This window comes from Mesorhizobium sp. B2-3-6 (assembly GCF_006442305.1).
In the GTDB taxonomy this organism is placed as follows: domain Bacteria; phylum Pseudomonadota; class Alphaproteobacteria; order Rhizobiales; family Rhizobiaceae; genus Mesorhizobium.
In genome coordinates, this window is record NZ_VFVW01000008.1 from 172,246 (window position 1) to 193,888 (window position 21,643).

22 protein-coding genes are annotated in these 21,643 nt (G+C 63.7%); 13 read left to right on the forward strand and 9 right to left on the reverse strand.

Features of this window, described 5'->3' with window-relative positions:
* Window positions 1-29: 29 nt before the first annotated feature.
* Window positions 30-860: an alpha/beta hydrolase gene (locus FJ953_RS22860; RefSeq protein WP_140625115.1), complete on the forward strand. Its 831-nt coding sequence runs from the start codon at window positions 30-32 to the stop codon at window positions 858-860.
* Between the two features lie 15 nt (window positions 861-875).
* Here the strand turns inward: FJ953_RS22860 and glp are convergent, their stop codons facing one another.
* The 5 genes from glp to FJ953_RS22885 are packed head-to-tail and all read right to left on the reverse strand — an operon-like array spanning window position 876 to window position 6,300.
* Window positions 876-2,081 carry a gephyrin-like molybdotransferase Glp gene (glp, locus tag FJ953_RS22865; RefSeq protein ID WP_140498662.1) on the reverse strand — a complete coding sequence of 402 codons (1,206 nt, stop codon included), beginning with the start codon at window positions 2,079-2,081 and terminating at the stop codon, window positions 876-878.
* On the reverse strand, window positions 2,081-2,581 hold the full coding sequence (moaC, locus tag FJ953_RS22870; RefSeq protein WP_140498660.1) for a cyclic pyranopterin monophosphate synthase MoaC: 501 nt from the start codon (window positions 2,579-2,581) through the stop codon (window positions 2,081-2,083). Before moaC ends, glp begins: the two co-directional genes overlap by 1 nt.
* A gap of 2 nt (window positions 2,582-2,583) precedes the next feature.
* Entirely contained in the window at window positions 2,584-3,396 is an 813-nt protein-coding gene (trpC, locus tag FJ953_RS22875; RefSeq protein ID WP_140498658.1) for an indole-3-glycerol phosphate synthase TrpC, read from the reverse strand.
* Between the two features lie 4 nt (window positions 3,397-3,400).
* A complete protein-coding gene (gene trpD / locus FJ953_RS22880) occupies window positions 3,401-4,411 on the reverse strand; it encodes an anthranilate phosphoribosyltransferase (RefSeq protein WP_140625116.1) in 1,011 nt (336 codons plus the stop codon).
* Entirely contained in the window at window positions 4,408-6,300 is a 1,893-nt protein-coding gene (locus FJ953_RS22885; RefSeq protein ID WP_140625117.1) for a SurA N-terminal domain-containing protein, read from the reverse strand. The genes trpD and FJ953_RS22885 overlap by 4 nt, the downstream gene beginning before the upstream one ends.
* Before the next feature lie 143 nt (window positions 6,301-6,443).
* Here FJ953_RS22885 and tpiA point away from each other — a divergent pair, with 143 nt between their 5' ends.
* The 5 genes from tpiA (at window position 6,444) to FJ953_RS22910 (ending at window position 11,738) form a co-directional block, all read left to right on the forward strand.
* Window positions 6,444-7,211 carry a triose-phosphate isomerase gene (gene tpiA, locus FJ953_RS22890; RefSeq protein ID WP_140498652.1) on the forward strand — a complete coding sequence of 256 codons (768 nt, stop codon included), beginning with the start codon at window positions 6,444-6,446 and terminating at the stop codon, window positions 7,209-7,211.
* A gap of 171 nt (window positions 7,212-7,382) precedes the next feature.
* Entirely contained in the window at window positions 7,383-7,859 is a 477-nt protein-coding gene (gene secG / locus FJ953_RS22895; protein WP_140525224.1) for a preprotein translocase subunit SecG, read from the forward strand.
* Between the two features lie 330 nt (window positions 7,860-8,189).
* Window positions 8,190-9,314 (forward strand): L,D-transpeptidase, encoded by a 1,125-nt coding sequence (locus FJ953_RS22900; protein ID WP_140560957.1) that lies wholly within the window; start codon window positions 8,190-8,192, stop codon window positions 9,312-9,314.
* Between the two features lie 208 nt (window positions 9,315-9,522).
* Window positions 9,523-11,160, forward strand: a complete 1,638-nt coding sequence (locus tag FJ953_RS22905; protein ID WP_140625118.1) for a CTP synthase — start codon at window positions 9,523-9,525, stop codon at window positions 11,158-11,160.
* A gap of 26 nt (window positions 11,161-11,186) precedes the next feature.
* Complete coding sequence (locus FJ953_RS22910) at window positions 11,187-11,738, forward strand: DUF1697 domain-containing protein (RefSeq protein WP_140625119.1); 552 nt, start codon at window positions 11,187-11,189, stop codon at window positions 11,736-11,738.
* A 60-nt stretch (window positions 11,739-11,798) separates the two neighbouring features.
* Here the strand turns inward: FJ953_RS22910 and FJ953_RS22915 are convergent, their stop codons facing one another.
* Entirely contained in the window at window positions 11,799-13,256 is a 1,458-nt protein-coding gene (locus FJ953_RS22915; RefSeq protein WP_140498646.1) for an NCS1 family nucleobase:cation symporter-1, read from the reverse strand.
* 328 nt (window positions 13,257-13,584) lie between these two features.
* Here FJ953_RS22915 and FJ953_RS22920 point away from each other — a divergent pair, with 328 nt between their 5' ends.
* Entirely contained in the window at window positions 13,585-13,887 is a 303-nt protein-coding gene (locus FJ953_RS22920; protein ID WP_140625120.1) for a DUF982 domain-containing protein, read from the forward strand.
* A 455-nt stretch (window positions 13,888-14,342) separates the two neighbouring features.
* Complete coding sequence (gene dusA / locus FJ953_RS22925; RefSeq protein WP_140625121.1) at window positions 14,343-15,341, forward strand: tRNA dihydrouridine(20/20a) synthase DusA; 999 nt, start codon at window positions 14,343-14,345, stop codon at window positions 15,339-15,341.
* Between the two features lie 17 nt (window positions 15,342-15,358).
* Here the strand turns inward: dusA and FJ953_RS22930 are convergent, their stop codons facing one another.
* Together FJ953_RS22930 and FJ953_RS22935 are read right to left on the reverse strand one after the other, a co-directional pair.
* Window positions 15,359-16,063: a TIGR02281 family clan AA aspartic protease gene (locus FJ953_RS22930; protein ID WP_140625122.1), complete on the reverse strand. Its 705-nt coding sequence runs from the start codon at window positions 16,061-16,063 to the stop codon at window positions 15,359-15,361.
* Window positions 16,064-16,076: 13 nt separating this feature from the next.
* On the reverse strand, window positions 16,077-16,310 hold the full coding sequence (locus FJ953_RS22935; protein ID WP_140515375.1) for a DUF1289 domain-containing protein: 234 nt from the start codon (window positions 16,308-16,310) through the stop codon (window positions 16,077-16,079).
* A gap of 160 nt (window positions 16,311-16,470) precedes the next feature.
* Between FJ953_RS22935 and FJ953_RS22940 the strand changes: the two genes are divergently transcribed.
* On the forward strand, window positions 16,471-17,469 hold the full coding sequence (locus tag FJ953_RS22940; RefSeq protein WP_140625177.1) for a nicotinate-nucleotide--dimethylbenzimidazole phosphoribosyltransferase: 999 nt from the start codon (window positions 16,471-16,473) through the stop codon (window positions 17,467-17,469).
* Between the two features lie 37 nt (window positions 17,470-17,506).
* On the opposite strand, the gene FJ953_RS22945 is transcribed toward FJ953_RS22940, so the two are convergent.
* Complete coding sequence (locus FJ953_RS22945; protein WP_140625123.1) at window positions 17,507-19,027, reverse strand: HAMP domain-containing sensor histidine kinase; 1,521 nt, start codon at window positions 19,025-19,027, stop codon at window positions 17,507-17,509.
* Between the two features lie 74 nt (window positions 19,028-19,101).
* Here FJ953_RS22945 and FJ953_RS22950 point away from each other — a divergent pair, with 74 nt between their 5' ends.
* The 4 genes from FJ953_RS22950 (at window position 19,102) to FJ953_RS22965 (ending at window position 21,606) form a co-directional block, all read left to right on the forward strand.
* A complete protein-coding gene (locus FJ953_RS22950) occupies window positions 19,102-19,725 on the forward strand; it encodes a thermonuclease family protein (protein ID WP_140625124.1) in 624 nt (207 codons plus the stop codon).
* Window positions 19,726-19,774: 49 nt separating this feature from the next.
* Window positions 19,775-20,386 (forward strand): glutathione S-transferase, encoded by a 612-nt coding sequence (locus FJ953_RS22955; protein WP_140625125.1) that lies wholly within the window; start codon window positions 19,775-19,777, stop codon window positions 20,384-20,386.
* A 2-nt stretch (window positions 20,387-20,388) separates the two neighbouring features.
* Window positions 20,389-21,006, forward strand: a complete 618-nt coding sequence (locus tag FJ953_RS22960; RefSeq protein ID WP_246674873.1) for a uracil-DNA glycosylase family protein — start codon at window positions 20,389-20,391, stop codon at window positions 21,004-21,006.
* Window positions 21,007-21,114: 108 nt separating this feature from the next.
* A complete protein-coding gene (locus tag FJ953_RS22965; RefSeq protein ID WP_006205209.1) occupies window positions 21,115-21,606 on the forward strand; it encodes an Lrp/AsnC family transcriptional regulator in 492 nt (163 codons plus the stop codon).
* Window positions 21,607-21,643: the final 37 nt, after the last annotated feature.

The window sequence follows — 21,643 nt, forward strand, 5'->3', positions numbered from 1 at the left end:
GAAACGATGCCGTCCGGGGGAGGGTGCCGATGCTCGAACATCGCATTGCCGATTGGGACAATGCCTACGCCAACGGCGCCAACATCGCCGGCAGCGATCGCTGGCCGGCCGCATGGGTCGAACCGGCGCAGGCATTTCGCGATGCGCTTGCGGCAAAGGGCAGGGCTCAGCTCGACATCGCCTATGGCGACAGGCCGCGCAACCGGCTCGATCTCTTCCTTCCCGCCGCCAAGCCCAAAGGGCTCGTCGTGTTCATCCATGGCGGCTACTGGCTGGAGTCCGACAAGGATAGCTGGTCGCATCTCGCCAAGGGCTCGGTTGACAGCGGCTTTGCCGTGGCGATGCCGTCCTATACGCTCTGCCCCGCCATACGCATCGCCGGCATCTCCCACGAGATCGGCGCGGCGATCGGCAAGGCGGCGGCGATGGTCGGGGGACCGCTTATGCTGACCGGGCATTCGGCCGGCGGCCATCTCGCCAGCCGCATGGCGACGACATCAACGCCCCTGGCGGCCGGCGTGGCAAGGCGCGTACGCCACGTCGTTTCGATTTCGGGCCTGCATGACCTGCGTCCGCTTATGCGCACCGGCATGAACGCGGCGCTGAAAATCGATGAAGCCGAGGCGCTGACGGAAAGCCCGGCGCTGCTGCGGCCCATGGATGGCGCTCGCGTCACGTGCTGGGCCGGAGGCGGCGAGCGGTCCGAGTTCTTGCGCCAGAACGCCTTGCTGGCCAATATCTGGACAGGGCTTGGTGCCGTCACGAGCGCGGTGGTCGAGCCGGACCGACATCATTACGACATTGTCGAAGGCCTGGCTGATCCGGTCCATCCGCTGACACGAACTTTGCTTGCGGAGTAGAAAAACGGCGAAACTTCACCTCAGCATTATAACGCTGCAGGCATTTCCTACAGCCGCGGCGGACGCAGACGGTTCGCGCACGATCAGTCCGTTGGCGTCGGCCAGTATCCTCAGCATCGAGGAATCCTGGATGCTGAAAGGGGTTGCCACCAGCATGCCGGCCTCTTGCCTGACCACCGCCCGCACATAGTCCTGGCGCAGATCATTGGCCTGCATGGCGGCGCCCAGCCTTGCCTGACGAATATCTTGCCGGAAATCGCGGCCGCCGAGGCGTGCCAGGAGCGGTTTCAGGAACAGTTGCGAGCAGACGAGGCTCGCCACCGGATTGCCGGGCAGGCCGATGCACCTGATGTCGCCGAGGCGGCCGAACATCAGCGGCTTGCCGGGACGCATGGCGATCTTCCAGAAACCGAGCGTCATGCCTTCGCCGGTCAGCACGTCATGGATCAGATCGTGGTCGCCGACCGAGGCGCCGCCAAGCGTGACGACGACATCAGCGCCGGCCGCGACCGCTTTCCTGACCAGCGCCGCGATGGCTTCCTCGCGATCAGCGGCAATGCCGAGATCAAGCGCATGCGCGCCGACCGATTGCGCGGCGGCGGCGACGCCATAGGCGTTTGACGAAATGATCTGGTCGGGGCCGAGTTCGCTGCCGGGCGGCAGCAGCTCGTCGCCGGTGGCGATGATGGCAACCAGCGGCCGCTTTACGACGCCCACCCGGGGATGGTTGGCCGAGGCGACAAGCGACAGTGCTGCCGGATCGAGCACGCGGCCTTTTTCCAGCAGGATGTCGCCCTCGGAGAAATCGAGCCCGAAGCGGCGGATGTTGCGCCCCTCGGCCGTCGGTTCGACCACCTCGATGCTGCCGCCGCCGAGGTCACGAACGTTTTCCTGGATGACGATGGTGTCTGCGCCTTGCGGCAGCGGAGCACCGGTGAAGATGCGCACGGCCTGCGCCTTGCCGACGGCGCCGTCAAAGCCGCGCCCGGCCGCCGCCACGCCCATCACCGAAAGCCGGGACGGCACGGACGCGACATCGACAGCGCGGACCGCGTATCCGTCCATGGCAGAGGCGTTGAAGGGCGGTTGGGTGCGCAACGCCACCACCGGTTCCGCGAGAACGCGATCCACGGCCTCGAGGAGCGAAACGCTTTCGCTCGCAAGCGGCGCAGCACCCTCCAGCAGGCGTTCGAGCGCTGCTGCGACCGGAAGCAGCGCCATCAGGCGACCGCCCCATCTTCGCCAGCGGCTTTGTAGTCGCCCGACTTGCCGCCGGTCTTTTCGACCAACCGGATGCCGGTGATGACCATGGCACGGTCGACCGCCTTGGCCATGTCGTAAATGGTCAGGCAGGCAACCGAAGCCGCGGTGAGCGCTTCCATCTCGACGCCGGTCTTGCCGGTGACGCGCGCCAGCGCAACGATCTTCAGTCCGGGCAGGGCAGGATCGGGCTCAATGTCGACGGAGACCTTGGTCAAGAGCAGCGGATGGCAGAGCGGGATCAGCTCATGCGTCTTCTTCGCTGCCATGATGCCGGCTATGCGCGCGGTGCCCAGCACATCGCCTTTCTTGGCATTGCCGGCCAGGATCATCTTCAGCGTCTCGGGCCGCATCGAGACGAAACCCTCGGCGACAGCGGTGCGCGTCGTTTCGTCCTTGCCGCCGACATCGACCATGTTGGCCTGGCCCTGCGGGCCGAGATGGGTGAGGGCGGCCGTCATCGTCAGACGGCCTCGGCCGCTGCCTTGCCGGTGAGCAGCGCGCGCGTTGCCGCGGTCACATCCTGCTGGCGCATCAAACTTTCGCCGACCAGGAAGGTGCCGATGTCACTCTTCTGCAATCTGAGGCAGTCGTCATGAGAGAAGATGCCGCTTTCGCTGACCAGCAAGTAACCGCCCGGAATCATCGCCCGCAGTCGTTCCGAGGTTTCGAGACGGGTCTCGAATGTCCGCAGATTACGGTTGTTGATGCCGATTAATTGCGACGACAGCTTCAGTGCGCGCTCCGTCTCGGCCTCGTCGTGGACCTCGATCAGCGCATCCATGCCGAGTTCGAATGCCGTCGCTTCAAGCTCGCTCGCCAAATGGTCATCGACGCTGGCCATGATGATCAGGATGGCGTCCGCCCCCCAGGCGCGAGCTTCATGGACCTGATAAGGATCGAACAGAAAATCCTTGCGCAGCGCGGGCAGGGTGACGGCGGCTCTTGCCTTGGTGAGAAATTCCGGCGCGCCTTGGAAAGACGGTGCGTCGGTCAGCACCGAAAGACAGGCGGCGCCGCCTTTTGCATAGGCCCGCGCGAGCGCTGGCGGATCGAAGTCGGCGCGGATCAAGCCCTTGGACGGGCTTGCCTTCTTGATCTCGGCGATCAGAGCGAAGCCGCCGGATCTGCGCTTCGCCTCAAGTGCTGTGAGAAAGCCGCGCGGCGCGTCAGTGTCTTTCGCCCGCGCCTTGATCTCGGCCAGCGGCACGCGCGCCTTGGCCGTCGCGATCTCGTCGCGCTTGTAGGCCTCGATCTTGCGCAGGATGTCCGACATCTGTCTAACCGTTCGAAATCTCGACCAGCCGGTCGAGCACCTGCAGCGCCCGGCCGCTGTCGATGGCTTGCACCGCCGTCGCCATGCCGTCGGCGAGCGTCGTCGCCTTGCCAGCCACCACCAAGCCGCCACCGGCGTTCATCAGCACGGTGTCGCGAAAAGCGCCCACGGCGCCACCCAGCATAGCGCGCAACGCCTCGGCGTTGTAGGCAGCGTCGCCGCCGCGCAGTTCTTCCTTGGTGTGACGGGCCAGGCCGACCGCTTCGGGCGTCAAGGTGAAGGTGCGGATCTCGTCGCCGACCAGTTCGGCGACATGCGTTTCGCCCGTGGTGGTGATCTCGTCGTAGCCGTCACCATGAACGACCCAGGCATGCTCGGTGCCCAGCGCCTTCAGCGTCTCGGCCACCGGTATGATCCATTCCGGCATGAACACGCCGACCATCTGCCGGCGCACGTCGGCCGGGTTGGAGAGCGGACCGAGCAAGTTGAAGATGGTCCTGGTGCCGAGCTCCACGCGGGTCGGGCCGACATGCTTCATCGCCGGGTGATGTGCCGGCGCGAACATGAATCCGACGCCAGCCTCGTGGATGCAGCGGCCGATGGCCTGCGGCGTGAGATCGATCTTGACGCCGAGCGCGGTCAGGACGTCGGCCGCACCGGTCAGCGAAGACAACCCGCGATTGCCATGCTTGGCGACCGGAACCCCGCTGGCGGCGATGACGAAAGCGGATGCCGTCGAGATGTTGACGGAGTGCGAATTGTCGCCGCCGGTGCCAACGATGTCGATGGCGCCGACAGGTGCGTCGACGCGAAGCATCTTGGCGCGCATGGTGGCGACGGCGCCCGAAATCTCGTCCACCGTCTCGCCGCGCACACGCAACGCCATCAGGAAGCCGCCGATCTGGCCGGGCGTAGCATCGCCCGACATGATGATGTCGAAGGCCTCGCGCGCCTCGTCGAAGGACAGGGCGGTGCCGGTCGCGACCTTGGCGATATGGGTTTTCAGCGCGCTCATCTTGTCGAGGCTTGGGCAACGGCAGCCTGGTCGACGCGGACGCCGTACTGCGTCTGCAACTGCGCCACCAACTGGTCGAGCAGATCGTCCGACATGCCGGCGGTGAAGGACTTGCGCGCGTCCTCGGGCACCGAACTGGCATCGGCCCCGGCGGGTTCGAACACCTCGGCGACCTTGAACAGGATTTGCGCGTCGCTGGTGGGAGAGGGGATCAGGCCGGTGCCGCCTTCGCCGACGCCGAACATCACCGCTGCACCTTCCTTGCCGAAATCGGCGTCGTCGGCTTCGCGCTTCAGGCCACGCTTGGTCTGCTTTTCCAGCTTGAGCTCGCCGGCAATGACGTCGAGCGTTGCGCCGGCCTTGAGCCGCTTTTCCAGCTCCTGCGCCTTGGCGGTCAGCCGCTTGGCCGTCTCGGCCGCGGTCCAGTCGGCAACGACCTTCTGGCGAACTTCGTCCAGCGTGCGGTCGCGGGCCGGCGTGATCGAAGCCACTTCATAGAAAATGAAGCCGTTATCGGCCGTGGTCAGCGCCTCGTTTTCAGTATTCGGTTCGGCATCGAAGGCAGCCTTGATCAGGGCCGGCGATTCCGGCAGATCCTTGACGATGGAGCCATCGGGCCGCAGGCCACTGCGATCGATCGCGTCGACAGTGACGACCTTCAGCTTCAGCTTGGCGGCGGCGTCGGCCAGCGAACTGCCGGCGGCGCGACTGTCCTCGTAATTATCATGCACGTCCAGAAGGATGCGGTTTGCCTCGCCCAGCGCCAGGTCCTTGCGGATCTGGTCCGACACTTCGGCCAGCGGCTTCACGACTTCGGGCTTGATCTCGGTGACGCGCAGCAGCACGGGACCAAAGGCACCCTGCACGACAGGGCTGACCTCATTGACGTTGAGCGCAAAAGCAGCGTCGGCGACCGCCTTGTCGGCGATCTTGTCCTTGGCGAGCGTTCCGAGCAGCGTGTCGGCCGGGGTCTTGCCTTCCGCAGTGACGAGCTTGTCGAAGGTTGCGCCGGACTTCAACGAATCGAGCGCGGCCTTGGCCTCGTCCGGTGTCTTGAACACAAGCTGCTCTATGGTGCGCATCTCGGGAGTGGTGTAGCGCGCCTTGTTCTTGTTGTAGTCGTCGCTGACCTGGGCGTCGGTCACCGAGCTCGTATCCATGATGTCCTGCGGCTCGAGCCTGACATAGGAAAACTTGCGGTATTCGGGCGCGGCATAGGTCTTCTTGTTGGCCTCGAAATAGGCCTGCAGCGCGCTGTCGCTCGGCGCCTCGATGGGTTCGACCAGCGCCTTCGGCAAGGTCAGATAGTCGACCGTACGATCCTCGCCACGGTACAGGGCCACCGCCTTGAAGAAGGTGTCAGGCGCCTTGAGGCCGTCCGAAACCGCCTCGACGATCTGCTGGCGCACCGCGACCTGGGCACGATTCTTCAAATAATCCTCCGGGCGCATGCCGACCTCACGCAGCCTGTATTCGAAGGCTCTCCGGTCGAACTGTCCGCCGGGGCCCTTGAACGCCGGATCCTCGCGGGTGAGTTCGGCCAGCCGGTCCTTGGACAGGCCAAGGCCGAGCTTGCGAGCCTGTTCGTCGAGGACCGCGCCCGAAACAAGCTGCGCCAACACCTGGTTGTCGACGCCGAGCGCCTTTGCCTGTTCGTGGGTGAGGCGCTGACCGAACTGCTGCGACATGACGGCGAGCTGGCGGTCATAGGCGAGGCGGTATTCGTTGATCGACACCTTGGTGCCGCCAGCCGTGATGACGGAATCGTGGCCGGCAAGGCCACCCATCAGCCGTCCCGATACGCCCCAGACCGCAAAACTGACCACCAGCAGCGAAAGCAGTAACTTCGCGACCCAGGTGCCCGCCGCGCTTCTCAATATACCAAGCATCGTTACTTCCGATTTATGCGCATTTTCGGATGCGCCGAGTCTGAAACAAGCGCAATAGCGCCCTTCCGGTCCACTGTCGATTGCTTTGTGGCTTGATTTTGGTAGTGAGAACGCCAGCCGAATGTCACCCGGAGAAGTAAACGATGACGCCAGGAATTCGCCCGCTCGTCGCAGGCAACTGGAAAATGAACGGTACCAGCGCCTCGCTCAACGAACTCAGGATGATCGGCAACGGTTTCATGAGCGGGCTCGACGCAGACACCGAGGCGCTGGTCTGCGTTCCCGCGACCTTGCTCGCCCATGCCGCCGAGATTCTGTCGCGTACGCCGGTTCATGCCGGCGGTGAGGATTGCCACGCCAAGGAGAGCGGCGCCTACACCGGGTGCATCTCCGCGGAGATGCTGAAGGATGCGGGCGCGACCCACGTCATCGTCGGCCATTCCGAATGCCGCGAACAGCGCGGCGAGGATGATGCGACAGTTCAGGCCAAGGCCTCCGCAGCCTGGCGCGCCGGGCTTGTGGCCATTGTCTGCATCGGCGAGACGCGGCAGGAGCGCGAAGCGGGCGCGACGCTGGACGTGCTGTCACGCCAAGTTGCCGGTTCGGTGCCGGCAAGCGCTACCGCGTCCAACACGATCGTTGCCTATGAGCCGGTGTGGGCGATCGGCACCGGCCTGACCCCGACCGTCGCCGATGTAGCCGAAGCGCATGCGCATATTCGCGAAAAACTGTCGGAGAAGCTCGGCGCCGCCGCGGGCAAGATGCGCATTCTCTATGGCGGTTCGGTCAAGCCGTCCAATGCAGTGGAACTGCTTGGGGTCAGGAATGTCGACGGCGCGCTGGTTGGCGGGGCCAGCCTGAAAGCGGCCGACTTCCTGGGCATCGCGGAAGCCTATCGCAGCATCTCCTGATGACTTCGCGCGGCGCCGAAGCGGGCGCGGCGCACGGGAAATCGTTGTAAAGGACGCCTTGCTTCCCATATTCCGGCCACGGGCTTGGAAATGCCGTGAAAGCATTGTATTGAGCCGCCTCCAATTCCCCGGTCGTGTCCGCGGCCGGGCAGGGCATTGCCAGGATAAACTATGCAAACCGTACTGATCGTCATCCATCTCATGGTCGTTCTGGCCCTTGTCGGCGTTGTGCTGCTGCAGCGCTCCGAAGGCGGCGGCCTTGGCATTGGTGGCGGATCTGGCTTCATGACGGCGCGCGGCGCCGCCAATGCGCTGACCCGGGCGACGGCGATTCTGGCGGCCGCTTTCTTCGTGACGTCGCTGACCTTGTCGATCATTGCCCGCTACGGCGAGAAGCCGATCGACATTCTCGACCGCGTTCCCGCAACATCGGACGGCGCCGGCAAGGGCGTACTCAACCAATTGCCTGGCACGACCACCCCGACGCCGCCTTCAGGCAACGCGGCGCCGACGCCGCCTTCCGGCAACGGAGCCGCGACAACGCCGCCAGCCAATGCTCCGGCCGCGCCGCCCGCCGCCGGCTCGACGTCGCCGGCGACCAACGGCGCCAGCACCGCGCCCGCGGCCCCGCAGGTGCCGAACCAGTAATCCGGGTTCGTTCAAGGGCTATCTGACAGGGAGCGCCGGCATGCGAACGCCGGCATTCTGCGTCGTTACAACCGAACTGCGCTCGGTTCCGGCTCTCGCTGCCGGGCCCTCGGCCCGCTCTGATCTCTTACACTCAGCCGATCTGTTGTCGTTTGACCACAGTCGCGGCAAATGCGGCGGCATCACGAAGATTCGACGGGAAGTGCAGCGGCCTCGCGCTTGAGGCGCCCGCGCTTATTCGACTATAGATTGCGCGCGGCATTTTCGGTGTCCTTGGGGGACGCCGGGCGACGCCGTGGGCAACAAATATTGAACGATCGGATCTTCGCCATGCAGCTTCGCAGCTTCATCTTCCTGGGACTTTGCGCCGCACTCGGCATGAGCTCCCCGGCTTTCGCCGGCGTGCCAGCCAATTTGGCCGCCAATCAGTCGGTCGGCAAGACCGACGCCATCAACGTCGCAGCCAAGAGCGATGCGGCGCAGTTGAGGCTTCTCAAGAAGAAGAAAAATCCGACACCGGACGATCTCGCCCAGATCAAAAAGATCGAGGCCAAGATCGTTGCCGACAAGGAAGCCGCCAAGGCCAAGGCGCTGGAAGCCAGGAAGATGGCGATGCGCGAAGCGGCGAAAGCGAAGGCCGAGGCGGAACGGCAGGCGTTCCTGGCCAAGAGAGGCAAGACTGCCCCGGCGACCGAAGTGGCCGCGGCCAAGCCGGCCAAGAATGTCACGAAGATCATCGAGCCGTTGACGCCGATCGAGCCGATTCCTTCGGCCGAACCGGAATCGGCCGAGGTGATGAACGTTGCGCTGACCGGCAATAATGGCGAATTGCGCAGCGAGCTGCCTGGCCAGAAGCAGCGCACCGGCGGCGGCCTGTTCGCCGGACTGTTTGGCGGCCAGATGGCATCGTCCTCGATCAACTATCTGCCTGAGACCCGTGCGCTGGATTCGGCGCTCGCCAGGAAAAACGCCAAGAAGCCGTTCAAGGTAAAGCCGGAGTTCGTGCCACAGGACGTGGAATTCACCGGTTACGAGGCCGGCACGATCGTCATCGATACCAGTGCCCGCCGGCTCTATCTGGTGGAATCATCGTCCACCGCCCGCCGCTACGCCATCGCGGTCGGCCGCGAAGGATTGCAGTTCAAGGGCACCGTGGCGGTCGGCGACAAGCAGGAGTGGCCACGCTGGATCCCGACGCTGGACATGCAGAAGCGCGAGCCCAAGCATTATGCCCAGTACAAGGACGGCATGCCCGGCGGCGGCCAGAATCCGCTCGGCGCCCGCGCCATCTACCTCTATGACGGCAAGAAGGACACGCATCTGCGCATCCACGGCACCATCGCGCCGCAGTCGATCGGAACCAGCGCTTCCAATGGCTGTTTCCGCATGATGAACGAGCACGTCATGGACCTCTACAGCCGCGTCAAGGTCGGCACCAAGGTCGTCATCATCTGACGTTTGCAGCAGCTTGCCAAAAGGGCCGGTTCAGCCGGCCCTTTTGTTTTGCCTCGCGGTCGCGTTCCAGTGGAACGGGCCAGCCCGTTCGACATGGGCCTATCCGAAAACCGGATCCCATTTTCGGATCACGGTTCGAGCGCCTTGTTGGGAAAAAGCCTTAGCGGCGGTTTTTTCTCTGGCGGAATCAATCCGGCCGCGTTAAGCGATGACTCCCATGGCGCGATATGTATTCATCACAGGCGGCGTGGTTTCCTCACTTGGAAAAGGCATTGCCGCAGCGGCCCTCGGGGCTCTCTTGCAGGCGCGGGGCTATCGCGCACGCATAAAAAAACTCGATCCCTACCTCAATGTCGATCCAGGCACGATGTCGCCGTATCAGCATGGCGAGGTGTTCGTCACAGATGACGGCGCGGAGACCGATCTCGATCTTGGCCATTACGAGCGGTTCACTGGCCGTTCCGCCAACCAGCAGGACAACATCACCACCGGCCGCATCTACAAGAACATCATCGAGCGCGAGCGGCGCGGCGACTACCTCGGCGCCACCGTGCAGGTCATCCCGCACGTCACCGACGAGATCAAGAATTTCGTCCTCGACGGCAATGACGACTATGATTTCGTGCTGTGCGAAATCGGCGGCACCGTGGGCGACATCGAGGCGATGCCGTTCCTGGAGGCAATCCGCCAGCTCGGCAACGACCTGCCGCGCAACAACGCCGTCTATGTGCATCTGACGCTGATGCCCTATATCCCGACCGCGGGCGAATTGAAGACCAAGCCGACCCAGCATTCGGTCAAGGAGCTGCGCGGCATCGGCATCGCGCCCGACATCCTGCTCGTCCGCGCCGACCGGGCCATTCCCAAGGAGGAGCGCAGAAAACTGTCGCTGTTCTGCAATGTCAGGGAAAGCGCGGTCATCCAGGCGCTCGACGTGCCGCACATCTACGACGTGCCGATGGCTTACCACAAGGAAGGGCTCGATTCGGAAGTGCTGGCCGCGTTCGGCATCGACCCGGCGCCGAAGCCGCGCATGGAGCCGTGGCAGGCCGTGTCCAACCGCATCCACAATCCGGAAGGCGAGGTGACCATCGCCATCGTCGGCAAATATACCGGCCTTAAGGACGCCTACAAATCGCTGATCGAGGCGCTGTCGCATGGCGGTCTGGCCAACCACGTCAAGGTCAAGCTCGACTGGATCGAATCGGAAATCTTCGAGAAGGAGGATCCGACGCCCTGGCTGGAAAAGGTGCATGGCATCCTTGTGCCCGGCGGTTTCGGCGAGCGCGGCTCGGAAGGCAAGATCCTGGCGGCGAAGTTCGCGCGTGAGCGCAAGGTGCCGTATTTCGGCATCTGCTTCGGCATGCAGATGGCCTGTATCGAGGCGGCGCGGTCCCTGGCCGGAGTCGATGAGGCCTCCTCGACCGAGTTCGGCCCGACCCAGGAGCCGGTCGTCGGCCTGATGACGGAGTGGCTGAAGGGCAACATGCTGGAGAAGCGCCGGGCAACCGGCGATCTCGGCGGCACGATGCGGCTCGGCGCCTATCAGGCCGAGCTCGCCAAGGGTTCCAAGATCGCCGACATCTATGGCGACACGCAGATTTCCGAGCGTCACCGCCACCGCTACGAGGTCAATATCGACTATAAGCAGCGGCTGGAGGATTGCGGCCTGGTGTTTGCCGGCATGTCGCCCGACGGCGTGCTGCCCGAAACGATCGAATACCCCGACCATCCCTGGTTCATCGGCGTGCAATACCACCCCGAGCTGAAGAGCCGGCCGCTCGACCCGCATCCGCTGTTCGCCAGCTTCATCGAGGCGGCGGTCGAACAATCGCGCCTGGTATAGGCGCGCCAGGCGGGGTTCGGCATCCGATGCAGACCTACGTCGCCCTTCTCTACAGCATCGTCCTGGGAGAAGGGCGCCGGGTCGTGATGTCCGACCTGAAGGCGATGGCGGAAGGCCTCGGGCTGAAGAATGTCCGTACGCTCGTGGCGACGGGCAATCTTGTCTTCGAGGCGCCGGCGACGGACGTCGCTGGTCTCGAGCAGCGTCTGGAGGCCGCCTTCAAAAAAGCTTTCGGCCGACATGTCGATATCATCGTGCGCGCTGCCGAAGATTGGCTGAGGCTCGCGGCCGGCAATCCGTTTCCGGCTGAATCCGCCGAGACCGGTGACCAGGTGGCGGTCCGGATAATGCGCAAGCCCGTGCCCGATGATGCGGCGGCGGCGCTCGAGACCTATGCCGCCGCCGATGAGAAGGTGATGTCACGCGGCGGCGACATCTGGGTCGTCTTTTCGCGGGAACGACCGAGTTCACGGCTGCTCGCGGCCGCCAATCACAAACGCCTGGGCGTCGGCACGTCGCGCAACTGGAACACGGTGCGCCGGTTGGCCGAGATGGTAGGAGTAGGCAGTAGGCAGTAGGCAGTAGGCAGTAGGGGGAAGCCGTCTGCTTTCCCTACCTTTCCTGCCTACTGCCCCATTTCAGGCCTTCGCCGTCTTGGCGCCGGCACCCACGGCGGCGGTGCGCAGCACGTAGTAGATGATGCCGGCAATCCCGACGCCGAAGAACCAGCCATAGACGCCCCACCAGGATGGCAGCCAGTTGGTGAAGTTCGGCAGGATCGAGGAGAAGACGGCGCCAATGCCGGCAGCGATGAAGGCATTGACATGCCAGCCGCCCTGGAAGCGGAACTCGCCGTCCTCGCGATAAAGCGCTTCGACGTCGACCTCGCCCTTCCGGATCAGGTAGTAGTCGACCATCATGACGCCGAAGATCGGCCCCATCGTCGCACCGATGATGTTGACGAAGGACGCAGCGCTGCCTTCCCAAGGCGCGAAGGGATAGAGCACGAGCGCGATCAGTGCCGCGATGTAGCCGCCCTTCTTGAAGTCGATCTGGCGCGGGAAGACGTTAGAGAAGTCGAAGGCCGGCGAGACGAAGTTGGCCACGACATTGATGCCGAGCGTCGCCACCGCGAAGGTCAAGGCGGCGAGCGCGGCCAGGAACCAGCTGCCGAATTTCGCCGATATCTGGTCGGGGTGCAGCAGCACCTCGTGATAGACGTCGTAAGCGGCAATGGTGGTGACGCCAGCGACCAGCGAGAACAGGATGAGATTGATCGGCAGGCCCCAGATATTGCCCTTGCGCAGCGATGCCTTGTCCGGTGCATAGCGGGCGAAATCGCAGAAGTTGAGATAGAGGGCCGAAAAATAGGTCACCCAGATCGCGGCGACGGCGAACAGCGACGTCCACGATCCCGGCGTACCTGGCACGCCCGCATCCTTGGTCTTTTCGAGCAGCACCTCCATCGGAATGTCACTGGTGAAGGCGAAGGTCCCGGCTTTGACACAGAGATAGACGGCCAGGATCAGCATCATCACCCACACGGCTGGCCCGGCCCAATCCTGGAAGCGGCGCACCGTCTCCATGCCGTTCTGGATAATCAGCAGCTGCAGCGCCCAGATGACCACGAAGCAGATCACTTCCAGCCCGGAGTGGCCGAGGAAATGGGTGTTGGCGTTGAAATCGGCGAACCATTGCGAGCGGATCAGCAGCGCGACAATGGCGCCGGAAGCGGCCGCCGTCTGTGCGCCGTACCAGAAGCAGGCGACGATGGCGCGCACCAGCGCCGGTATGTTGGCGCCCCATATGCCGAACGAGGCGCGGGCGAGCACTGGGTAAGGCACGCCGGTCTTCACGCCGGCATAGCCCACCATGTTCATCAGCGCGTAGATGACGAGCGAGCCGATGCCGATGGCGATGATGAAGTTGACGAAACCGCCGCAGAACAGGAAAAGGCTGGCGGCGAGATAGTAACCCCAGAGGCTGTGCACGTCCGACGTCCAGACGTTGAAGATCGAGAATGGTCCCCAGTTTCGTATCTTGGCCGGTGCGAGATCTTCGTTATATAGATCCGGCGATGCGCCTTGTATCGTCATTGCAATTGTCCCCTTCTTGCAGCACGCGCCCTCACGCGTTGACCGTCAAGGTTACGCCTGACGCGAGGGAAGGGGCAATCGGCTGATTTGCCGGCTTTGGCCTTAAAGATATTCAATGGGGATCGCCATTGTCGCGCGGCATGATGCTTGCCCTCTGATCGGCGAGTCGGGTTCGTGGCGCTTTCAAGCGCTGGCGCGACGACATCGGAGCCGCGGCGGGCAAACCTACCTTTTTTTTGCCAAGCGTACGTTTTTTATGGAACCAAGTGGATGATGGCGCGTTTAATGGGGTTCGGTCGAACACGTCGCGACCGAGCGGGAGGATACGATGAATTATTTGCATTTTTTTTCGCCCGTGCGGATCTCACGCGGGCAGGGACACCCTGTCGAGGAAATCGACAGTGTTGCCGAGGCCATGATGTTTTTGCGTAAATGGCCGACCGGGCGACGTGGCCCTGTCTATCAATGCGCGCTGAACTGCTGCGCGGCCGCCCTGTCGGGGCAGATGTCGGCTGAAGAAGCCAGGAAGGCGTTCACCGGCTTCGCCCGGATCACGCGGCTTCTGGATGACGACATGGCCTTGTCGGTGGGCAGCGAGCCAGCTGGGCGCGTGTACGCGCTGCGGCGGTAACGTTCTGAACCGGCTGTAGTCGAAAATCGGCGCCGACCCCCGGCGCCGATCGACTGTTTGTCCGTTTGCCATGGCGTCGGCGAACGCCTAATGCGGCGCGGCCCAGGATGGCCACCATCTGCTTGTGGTCGGCAACTTCGGAAAGCAGCCAATCCTGGAAAGGCGGTCCCCCGTCTTGTTCGCCGCAGTTGAAAGACTATCGACCAGGTCGCAAAACGGCGTGCCGCTCTCCTGCGGTGTAGCAAGGGGGTGCAAGCTTCCGATTTCTTGGAGCGATTTCGCCCAGCACTCGAAAAAACGAGAAGACAGCACTTCAGGCCATAGGATTTGGCAGGCGCAGAAGGACCGCCTTCAGACTTACTGCTCGAGCGAGGGGCTTGCCTACTTCGCATATGTCGCCGATATGAGGATTGGTGGCCATACCGCCCGCATCAACCAACCAATTGACGCAAAAAATGTCGAGATACCAAGAGCATAAGGTGGCAATCGCCCCGATGATGGATTGGACGGACCGCCATTGCCGGTTCTTCCATCGCCAGCTGACTCGCCGTGCGTTGCTCTACACCGAGATGGTGGTGGCGGACGCGGTCATCCAGGGCGCGCGCGAGCGCCTGCTCGGTTTCGACGATGCGGAACATCCGGTCGCGCTGCAGCTCGGCGGCTCTGATCCGGGGAAGCTGGCCGAGGCGGCGCGCATCGGCCAGGCTTTCGGCTATGAGGAAATCAACCTCAATGTCGGCTGCCCGTCTGACCGCGTCCAGTCCGGTACGTTCGGCGCCTGCCTGATGAAGGCGCCTGACCTCGTCGCCGACTGCGTCGCGGCGATGAAGGCGGCTGTGGCCATTCCCGTAACCGTCAAATGCCGCATCGGCGTCGACGAGCAGGATCCCGAGCCGGCGCTGGATGCACTTGCAGACGGCGTTTTTGCTGCCGGGGCCGATGCCCTTTGGGTGCATGCGCGCAAGGCATGGCTAGAGGGGCTGAGCCCCAAGGAAAACCGCGACATCCCGCCGCTCGACTATGGCCGCGTCTATCGGTTGAAGGCGAGAAAACCGAGCGAATTCATCGGCATCAATGGCGGTATTCAATCGCTTGAAGAGGCGCGGACGCATCTCCAGCACCTCGACGGCGCCATGCTCGGCCGCGCCGCCTACCATACTCCAGGCATTCTGACCGGCGTCGATTCCATGTTTTATGGAGAGCGGACCGTTCCCTTCGATTTCGCCGCGCTGATCGACGTCATGGCCGGCTACGCCGCACGCCATGTCGAACAGGGCGGGCGGCTCGGTCATGTCACCCGCCACATGGTCGGGCTATTCCATGGATTGCCTGGTGCCCGCCGCTACCGCCAGATCCTCTCCACGGATGCAACGCGCCCCGGCGCTGGGCCGCAGGTGCTGAAGACGGCGTTCGCTGCGGTCGACCTCAGCGGGGCGGTCGACAAGGCCGCCTGAACCGCTTTTGCCGAACGTCAATCCCGGAGGGTCATCCGGTCGCCGCGCACGTCGAAGCCGGACAGCGAACTGATGAAGTTCATGCCGAGCAGGCTCTGGCCAAGCATACCGGGTGCCGCGACCATCACCGGCATATTCTTTCGCACGATGCCGCCGATGGCCAGTTCGTTGGTTTTCACAGCCGCGGCGCGCGCCGTGCCGTTGGCGGTCGAGACCGGTATGGTGAAATCGAGAGCGGCGGGATTGATCCCGGCTGCCTGGGCGTCCTGCGACGTCAACACGGTGCTGGTCGCTCCTGTGTCGACCACCGTGCGCACTGGCGCGCCGTTGATCAGGATGCGCGCCTCGAAATGGCCATTGTCGGCCTTGTCGAGCGTCACGGTGGCATGGCCGTCCTCGATGCCCAACGCCAGCGGGCTGCCGGGAACAAGGCCAGCGGTTACCCGGCTGGCGAAGTCCTGCAATTCGTAGCGATATTGATAGCCGGCGATCACCGCGAGCGCGATCGCCGCCCACGCGCCGAGATTGCGCGCCATGGCCCCGAGCGGGCGGCCCGACCTTAGCAGGCCGGCGCCGATGAGCGCACCGAAGGCGCCAAGCCAGATCAGCCGGCCGAAATCATCGTTCTCTACGCCGAGCGTATTGCCGGCGGAATCGTTGAACATCAGCAGCACCGCGCCGACGCCGATGACGAGCATCAGGATCCAGAACAGGCGGCTCATGTCGGCAATCCGTTCACGAGAGCGCGTCGCGTTCCCGTGCCATACGGGTGCGGCGGGTTTCGCGGCGCGGCCGGCGCTCTACCGTCTCCAGCCTTGCAGGCAGTTGGGCCATGACGTCACGGCGCGCCTGCGCCGTCATGTCGATCCAAGCGCCGATCTCGTCCCGGGTGCGGCCGCACCCGAAACAGAAACCGGTCTTCATATCGATCGAACAGACCAGAATGCATGGGGATTCGATGGCCGTCATGAATGTTTCCTTGGCTGACTTCCACATGGTGCAACGGCATGGCCTTTGCAAGCCCTCGGGAATGCGTCGCCCACGGCCGCTTTTACATCAGGCGCGGGAGGTTGTGCCGGCGCACGAGGGCGGCTATGCCGCTGCCATCTGCAAGGACGATTTCCACGACATGACCAGAGCACAGCCCTTCGACGATTTCCGTAACCTGCTGGCCAACCTGCCGGCGGCCGACACGACAGCCGAGGCCCGTGTGCGAACGCTGTTCGCCAAGGCGGACAAGCCAAGGAACTCGCTTGGTCGCATCGAGGATATCGCTGCCTGGCTGGCAGCATGGAGTGGCCGTGCGCCGCCGGCAGTGACGCGGCCTCTGGTCGCGGTCTTTGCCGGCAACCATGGTGTTGTCAGGCACGGCGTCTCGCCGAGAGCCGTGGCGGCGACCGCAAACGCCGTCGAACTGTGTGCGGCCGGCGGTGCAGCGATCAACCAGGTCTGCGTCGCCAACGACCTCGGGCTGAAGGTTTTCGATCTCGCCTTGCATATTCCGACAGCCGACATCACGCAGGATGCCGCACTCGACGAGCGGGGTTGCGCCGCGACCATGGCCTTTGGCATGGAGGCGATCGCCGGCGGCGCCGACCTGCTTTGCCTCGGCGATCTGGGCGTCGGCAATTCCACCGTCGCCGCGGCCCTGTTCGCGGCCGTGTTGGGCGGCAAGGGCACCGATTGGGTCGGCCCGGGCTCTGGCGCCGATGCGGCGATGCAGGCGCGCAAGGCGGAGGTGGTCGATGCGGCGCTGGCTTTCCACACCGGCCATCTCGATGAACCGTTGGAGGTGCTGCGCCGGCTCGGTGGCCGTGAGTTCGCGGCGATAGCCGGCGCCATCCTTGCGGCACGGATGCAAAAGATCCCCGTGCTGCTCGACGGAGTTGCGGCAACGGCAGCCGCAGCGGTCCTGCATGCCGCCAATCCTGCCGCGCTGGATCATTGCCTTCTCGCCGGCCTGTCGCCGGAGCCCGCGCATGCGCAGGCCGCCGAGCGCCTTGGCCTTCGCCCCTTGCTTGACCTCGGCGTCGGCCACGGCGAGGGAGTAGGCGCGGCACTTGCCGCCGGCCTAATCAAGGCAGCGGCACTGACCAGTTCGGGCATGGCCGCGGCCGTTCGCGGCTAGGCCGAGCATTCGTCGCTCATTCCACGCATGAGGCGCGTCAACGCCGACGCGCCGCGACCGCCGCGGTCGGCAGGGCCGGGAGTTCCTCCATTACCCGGCTCAGCGGGAAGATGGCAATTGCCTCTGTGCCTTCGCGCAGCTTGGAATGAAGTTGGAATTCGCCGCCATGCATGGCGAGCAGGCCCTGCACGATCGGCAGACCAAGTCCGGTGCCCTGTTCGGCGCTCTTGATGGCGATCGAACCCTGGCCGAAGGCCGAAAGCACTACCGGGATCTCGTCTTCCGGTATGCCGGGGCCGTTGTCCCTGACCGAGATGTATTGTCCGCCGCCGGCCGTCCAGCCGACGCGCACGCGGATTTCGCCGCCGGTAGCGGTGAACTTGATCGCGTTGGACAAGAGGTTGAGGGTGATCTGGCGCACCGCGCGCTCGTCGGCGAACAGGCGCGGCAAGGCATGTTCGAAATCCTGAATGACGCGGATATCCTTGTTGCGCGCCTTCAACTCCATCATGTGGCAGCAATCCTCGACAATGCCGAGCAGCATCACCGGCTCTTCATTGAGCTGGTACCGGCCGGCCTCGATGCGCGACAGGTCGAGGATCTCGTTGATGAGGTCGAGAAGATGCTGGCCGGATTCGTGCACGTCATGGGCATAGTCGCGATAAGTGGGATTGCTCATCGGCCCCAGCACTTCGTTCGACATCACTTCGGAAAAACCGAGAATTGCGTTGAGCGGCGTGCGCAATTCATGGCTCATCGAGGCAAGAAAGCGCGATTTGGCCAGATTGGCATCTTCCGCGCGCCGCCGCGCCTCGTCCGACATCGATTTCGCGGTCTCGACTTCGGCGATCAGCGCGTCCTTTTCGGAGCGGAATGACAAAAGCATCAGGGAGGAGCGGTTGAGGTTCCGCGCGATATAGGCAAAGAAAGGCAGCGAAAGGACGAGCAGTACGGCCATGATCGCCCCGACCGGCATCCGCAGCCTTATTTCGGCGTAGGCGTAAAGCGCCACCGGAACAGCGAAAGTCGCCAGCAACGCCCCGCGCAGGGATGAGGCCATGATAGCGGTTCCGGCCATGGCAAGCAGCAGCACCACGGCCTTGACCACCTGAAACTGGTCGACCGCGCAGGCACCGCAGCCGAGCCAGACGAACCAGCCCCAGCCGAGGCCGCACAGGAAATGTGCGAACAGGAATTCTCTCTGGGTTTGCAACGGGTTAAGATCGGACGCTTCCACGCGTTCGACGCGGCGCGCCATGAAAGCCAACATCGTGTAGCAGGTCAGGGTGAACAGCGCCCAGAGAATGATCTCATTGCCGATGCCGGCCAGCCGGCCAAGCGCGGCGATCGCCAGGACAAGCAGCGGAATGGCAATGGCCCCGCTGGTCATCGCGCGCGCATGGAGTTTCAATAGTTCGCGATCGAAATCCGGATTGCCGGCCTGTTGCGAAAGACGGTCGCGCGTCTTGCGCACCGCGCGCGCGACATCGCTGTTGCGATGGCGTTTCCTGCGGTCCACAATGAATTTGTCCGCTGTGTTCGAGCGTTGCAAAGGCATGAAGACTTCAATTTATGCGGGCGGCATTTCAAGGTGTTAAGCTACGTTCGAATGATTAACCAACCGTTTGCCATATGAGCCGTTCCTGGTCGCAAGGACCGCGCCGGCGGTACGCTGCGCCGCGTCCGCGGAGCCTGTGGCGCAAATTGCTGGACTACGGGCTGACCGTCATTATTCTGGGGTTGCTGATCGTGCTTGCGGCGCGCCTCGATCGCGTGGAGACGCGAAAGACACAGGGCGTCGCCATCATCAATGATGGCGACTCGATCACGCTCGGCGCCGAACGCATCCGCATGTGCGGCATCGACGCGCCGGAATACACCCAGACCTGCCGCAAGAACGGCGCCGACTATTCTTGTGGCGCGCTTGCGCGCCAATCTCTGGTGCGCCTGATCGCCGGCAGGCCCGTCATCTGCAGCGGCTGGCAGCGCGATCGTTACGGCCGGCTGCTCGGCGATTGCAGGGCCGGGGACACCGATCTCAACCGCGCACAGGTCGAGGCAGGCTGGGCGGTCGCTTTCGGCGGTTACGAGAGCGAGGAAGCGATCGCGCGCGCGGCAAAGGCCGGTATCTGGGCAGGTACGTTCGACCAGCCGCAGGATTGGCGCGACAGCCACCATGGCGAGTCCGTCGAGAGAAAACATGGCACGCTCGCCTCCATCGGCGATGCCGTGCGAGAGATCTTCCGCTTCTGGTAAGCCGGCGGAAACTGAACCCTGCCGTCACCGGCAAGAACTGGAGGATCGAATGAAGCTCTTCGACGGCGGCCGAGCGCCCAACCCAAGACGGGTTCGCATTTTTCTGGCCGAGAAGGGAATCGCGGTTCCGCTGGTGTCCGTCGACATGGGCGCGCTGGAACACAGGCAACAGGCGGTCAGCTCGCGCAATCCACTGCGGCGACTGCCGGTGCTGGAGCTTGACGATGGCACCGTCGTCACCGAGTCCGTCGCCATCTGCCGCTATTTCGAGGAACTCAATCCCGAGCCCGCATTGTTCGGGCGCGGGGCGCTCGGCAAGGCGCAGGTCGAGATGTGGCAAAGGCGGATGGAATTCAACCTGCTGACCTGCGTCGCGCAGGCTTTCCGCCACACCCATCCGGCCATGAAGGAATGGGAGATCCCGCAGATTCCCGAATGGGGCGAGGCCAACAAGCCGAAGGCAATCGAATTCCTGAGACTTCTCGACGGCGAGCTGGGAACCCGTGAATTCGCCGCCGGCGACGCCTATTCGATCGCCGATATCACCGGGATGATCGCCATCGATTTTATGAAACCGGCGCGCATCAAGGTGCCGGACGAGTGCAGCAATGTGTTGCGCTGGTATCGGATGGTTTCGAGCCGGCCGAGTGCCGCGGCCTGAGGATGACTGCGGAACTCGAAAGCTTCGCCGCGACGGTTCGCTCCTGCCGCATCTGCGTCGACAATCCGATCGGCCGGCCACTGCCGCACGAACCGCGCCCGGTGCTGCGACCCTCGTCGAATGCCCACATCCTGATTGCCAGCCAGGCGCCGGGAACCAAGGTGCATCTGTCGGGCATGCCGTTCACCGATGCTTCGGGCGACCGGCTGCGAGACTGGCTCGGCGTCACCAGCGAGGAGTTCTACGACACCGGGAAGTTCGCTATCGTGCCGATGGGCTTCTGTTTCCCCGGCCAGGACGCCAAGGGCAGCGACTTGCCGCCAAGGCGTGAATGCGCGCCGGCCTGGCGCGCGCCATTGATGGGGCTCATGCCGCAGATCGACTTGGTGCTGACGATCGGCATCTACGCGCAGTCCTGGCACATGGGTGCCGCGCGGCGCCCGTCCCTGACGGAAACGGTGAGGGACTGGCGCTCCATCTGGGAGAAATCCGCTGGCCAGAAGGTGCTGCCGCTGCCGCATCCGTCCTGGCGCAACACCGGCTGGCTGAAGCGGAATCCCTGGTTTGAAATGGATTTGCTGCCTTTCCTCAGGTCGGAAATCCGCTATCGTCTCGGTTAGACGTTCAGCAAGAAACCACCGGCTTTTCCGCCAATCAGCAGAATTTTTTTCTTGTGAAAGGCTATAATAACGCCGATTATGGCCAATCCATTCCTTCAGGAGCTTTCAATGGACCGCCTTGACCGAAAAATTCTCCGCCTCCTGCAGGAGGACGCGACGCTCGCGGTCGCCGATGTCGCAAAGAAAGTGGGACTGTCGACGACCCCTTGCTGGCGGCGCATCCAGAAGCTCGAGGAAGAGGGCGTCATCAAGCGGCGTGTCGCCATTCTCGATCATGAAAAGGTCAATGTGCGGGTCACCGTCTTCGTCTCGATCCGCACCAATTCGCACAGCCATGAATGGCTGCGGCGCTTTTCCGAAGTCATCCAGGAATTCCCCGAGGTGGTCGAGTTCTACCGCATGAGCGGCGATGTCGACTACCTCCTGCGTGTCGTGGTGCCCGACATTGCAGCCTATGATGCCTTCTATAAGCGGCTGATCGCCAAGATCGAGATTCGCGACGTCTCGTCCTCCTTCGCCATGGAGCAGATCAAGTACACGACCGAAATCCCACTCGATTACATGGTGCTGGACAAGGAATCGGGCGCGAACGCGGCCTGAGCGCGCGTGGCCTTGGTGCATGCAAGGTCACGCAAGC

What these genes read in the sequence shown, in the direction of transcription:
- FJ953_RS22860 (WP_140625115.1), top strand. Translation starts at nt 30, where the DNA reads ATGCTCGAACATCGCATTGCCGATTGGGACAATGCCTACGCCAACGGC.
- glp (WP_140498662.1), bottom strand. Translation starts at nt 2,081, where the DNA reads ATGGCGCTGCTTCCGGTCGCAGCAGCGCTCGAACGCCTGCTGGAGGGT.
- moaC (WP_140498660.1), bottom strand. Translation starts at nt 2,581, where the DNA reads ATGACGGCCGCCCTCACCCATCTCGGCCCGCAGGGCCAGGCCAACATG.
- trpC (WP_140498658.1), bottom strand. Translation starts at nt 3,396, where the DNA reads ATGTCGGACATCCTGCGCAAGATCGAGGCCTACAAGCGCGACGAGATC.
- trpD (WP_140625116.1), bottom strand. Translation starts at nt 4,411, where the DNA reads ATGAGCGCGCTGAAAACCCATATCGCCAAGGTCGCGACCGGCACCGCC.
- FJ953_RS22885 (WP_140625117.1), bottom strand. Translation starts at nt 6,300, where the DNA reads ATGCTTGGTATATTGAGAAGCGCGGCGGGCACCTGGGTCGCGAAGTTA.
- tpiA (WP_140498652.1), top strand. Translation starts at nt 6,444, where the DNA reads ATGACGCCAGGAATTCGCCCGCTCGTCGCAGGCAACTGGAAAATGAAC.
- secG (WP_140525224.1), top strand. Translation starts at nt 7,383, where the DNA reads ATGCAAACCGTACTGATCGTCATCCATCTCATGGTCGTTCTGGCCCTT.
- FJ953_RS22900 (WP_140560957.1), top strand. Translation starts at nt 8,190, where the DNA reads ATGCAGCTTCGCAGCTTCATCTTCCTGGGACTTTGCGCCGCACTCGGC.
- FJ953_RS22905 (WP_140625118.1), top strand. Translation starts at nt 9,523, where the DNA reads ATGACTCCCATGGCGCGATATGTATTCATCACAGGCGGCGTGGTTTCC.
- FJ953_RS22910 (WP_140625119.1), top strand. Translation starts at nt 11,187, where the DNA reads ATGCAGACCTACGTCGCCCTTCTCTACAGCATCGTCCTGGGAGAAGGG.
- FJ953_RS22915 (WP_140498646.1), bottom strand. Translation starts at nt 13,256, where the DNA reads ATGACGATACAAGGCGCATCGCCGGATCTATATAACGAAGATCTCGCA.
- FJ953_RS22920 (WP_140625120.1), top strand. Translation starts at nt 13,585, where the DNA reads ATGAATTATTTGCATTTTTTTTCGCCCGTGCGGATCTCACGCGGGCAG.
- dusA (WP_140625121.1), top strand. Translation starts at nt 14,343, where the DNA reads ATGTCGAGATACCAAGAGCATAAGGTGGCAATCGCCCCGATGATGGAT.
- FJ953_RS22930 (WP_140625122.1), bottom strand. Translation starts at nt 16,063, where the DNA reads ATGAGCCGCCTGTTCTGGATCCTGATGCTCGTCATCGGCGTCGGCGCG.
- FJ953_RS22935 (WP_140515375.1), bottom strand. Translation starts at nt 16,310, where the DNA reads ATGACGGCCATCGAATCCCCATGCATTCTGGTCTGTTCGATCGATATG.
- FJ953_RS22940 (WP_140625177.1), top strand. Translation starts at nt 16,471, where the DNA reads ATGACCAGAGCACAGCCCTTCGACGATTTCCGTAACCTGCTGGCCAAC.
- FJ953_RS22945 (WP_140625123.1), bottom strand. Translation starts at nt 19,027, where the DNA reads ATGCCTTTGCAACGCTCGAACACAGCGGACAAATTCATTGTGGACCGC.
- FJ953_RS22950 (WP_140625124.1), top strand. Translation starts at nt 19,102, where the DNA reads ATGAGCCGTTCCTGGTCGCAAGGACCGCGCCGGCGGTACGCTGCGCCG.
- FJ953_RS22955 (WP_140625125.1), top strand. Translation starts at nt 19,775, where the DNA reads ATGAAGCTCTTCGACGGCGGCCGAGCGCCCAACCCAAGACGGGTTCGC.
- FJ953_RS22960 (WP_246674873.1), top strand. Translation starts at nt 20,389, where the DNA reads ATGACTGCGGAACTCGAAAGCTTCGCCGCGACGGTTCGCTCCTGCCGC.
- FJ953_RS22965 (WP_006205209.1), top strand. Translation starts at nt 21,115, where the DNA reads ATGGACCGCCTTGACCGAAAAATTCTCCGCCTCCTGCAGGAGGACGCG.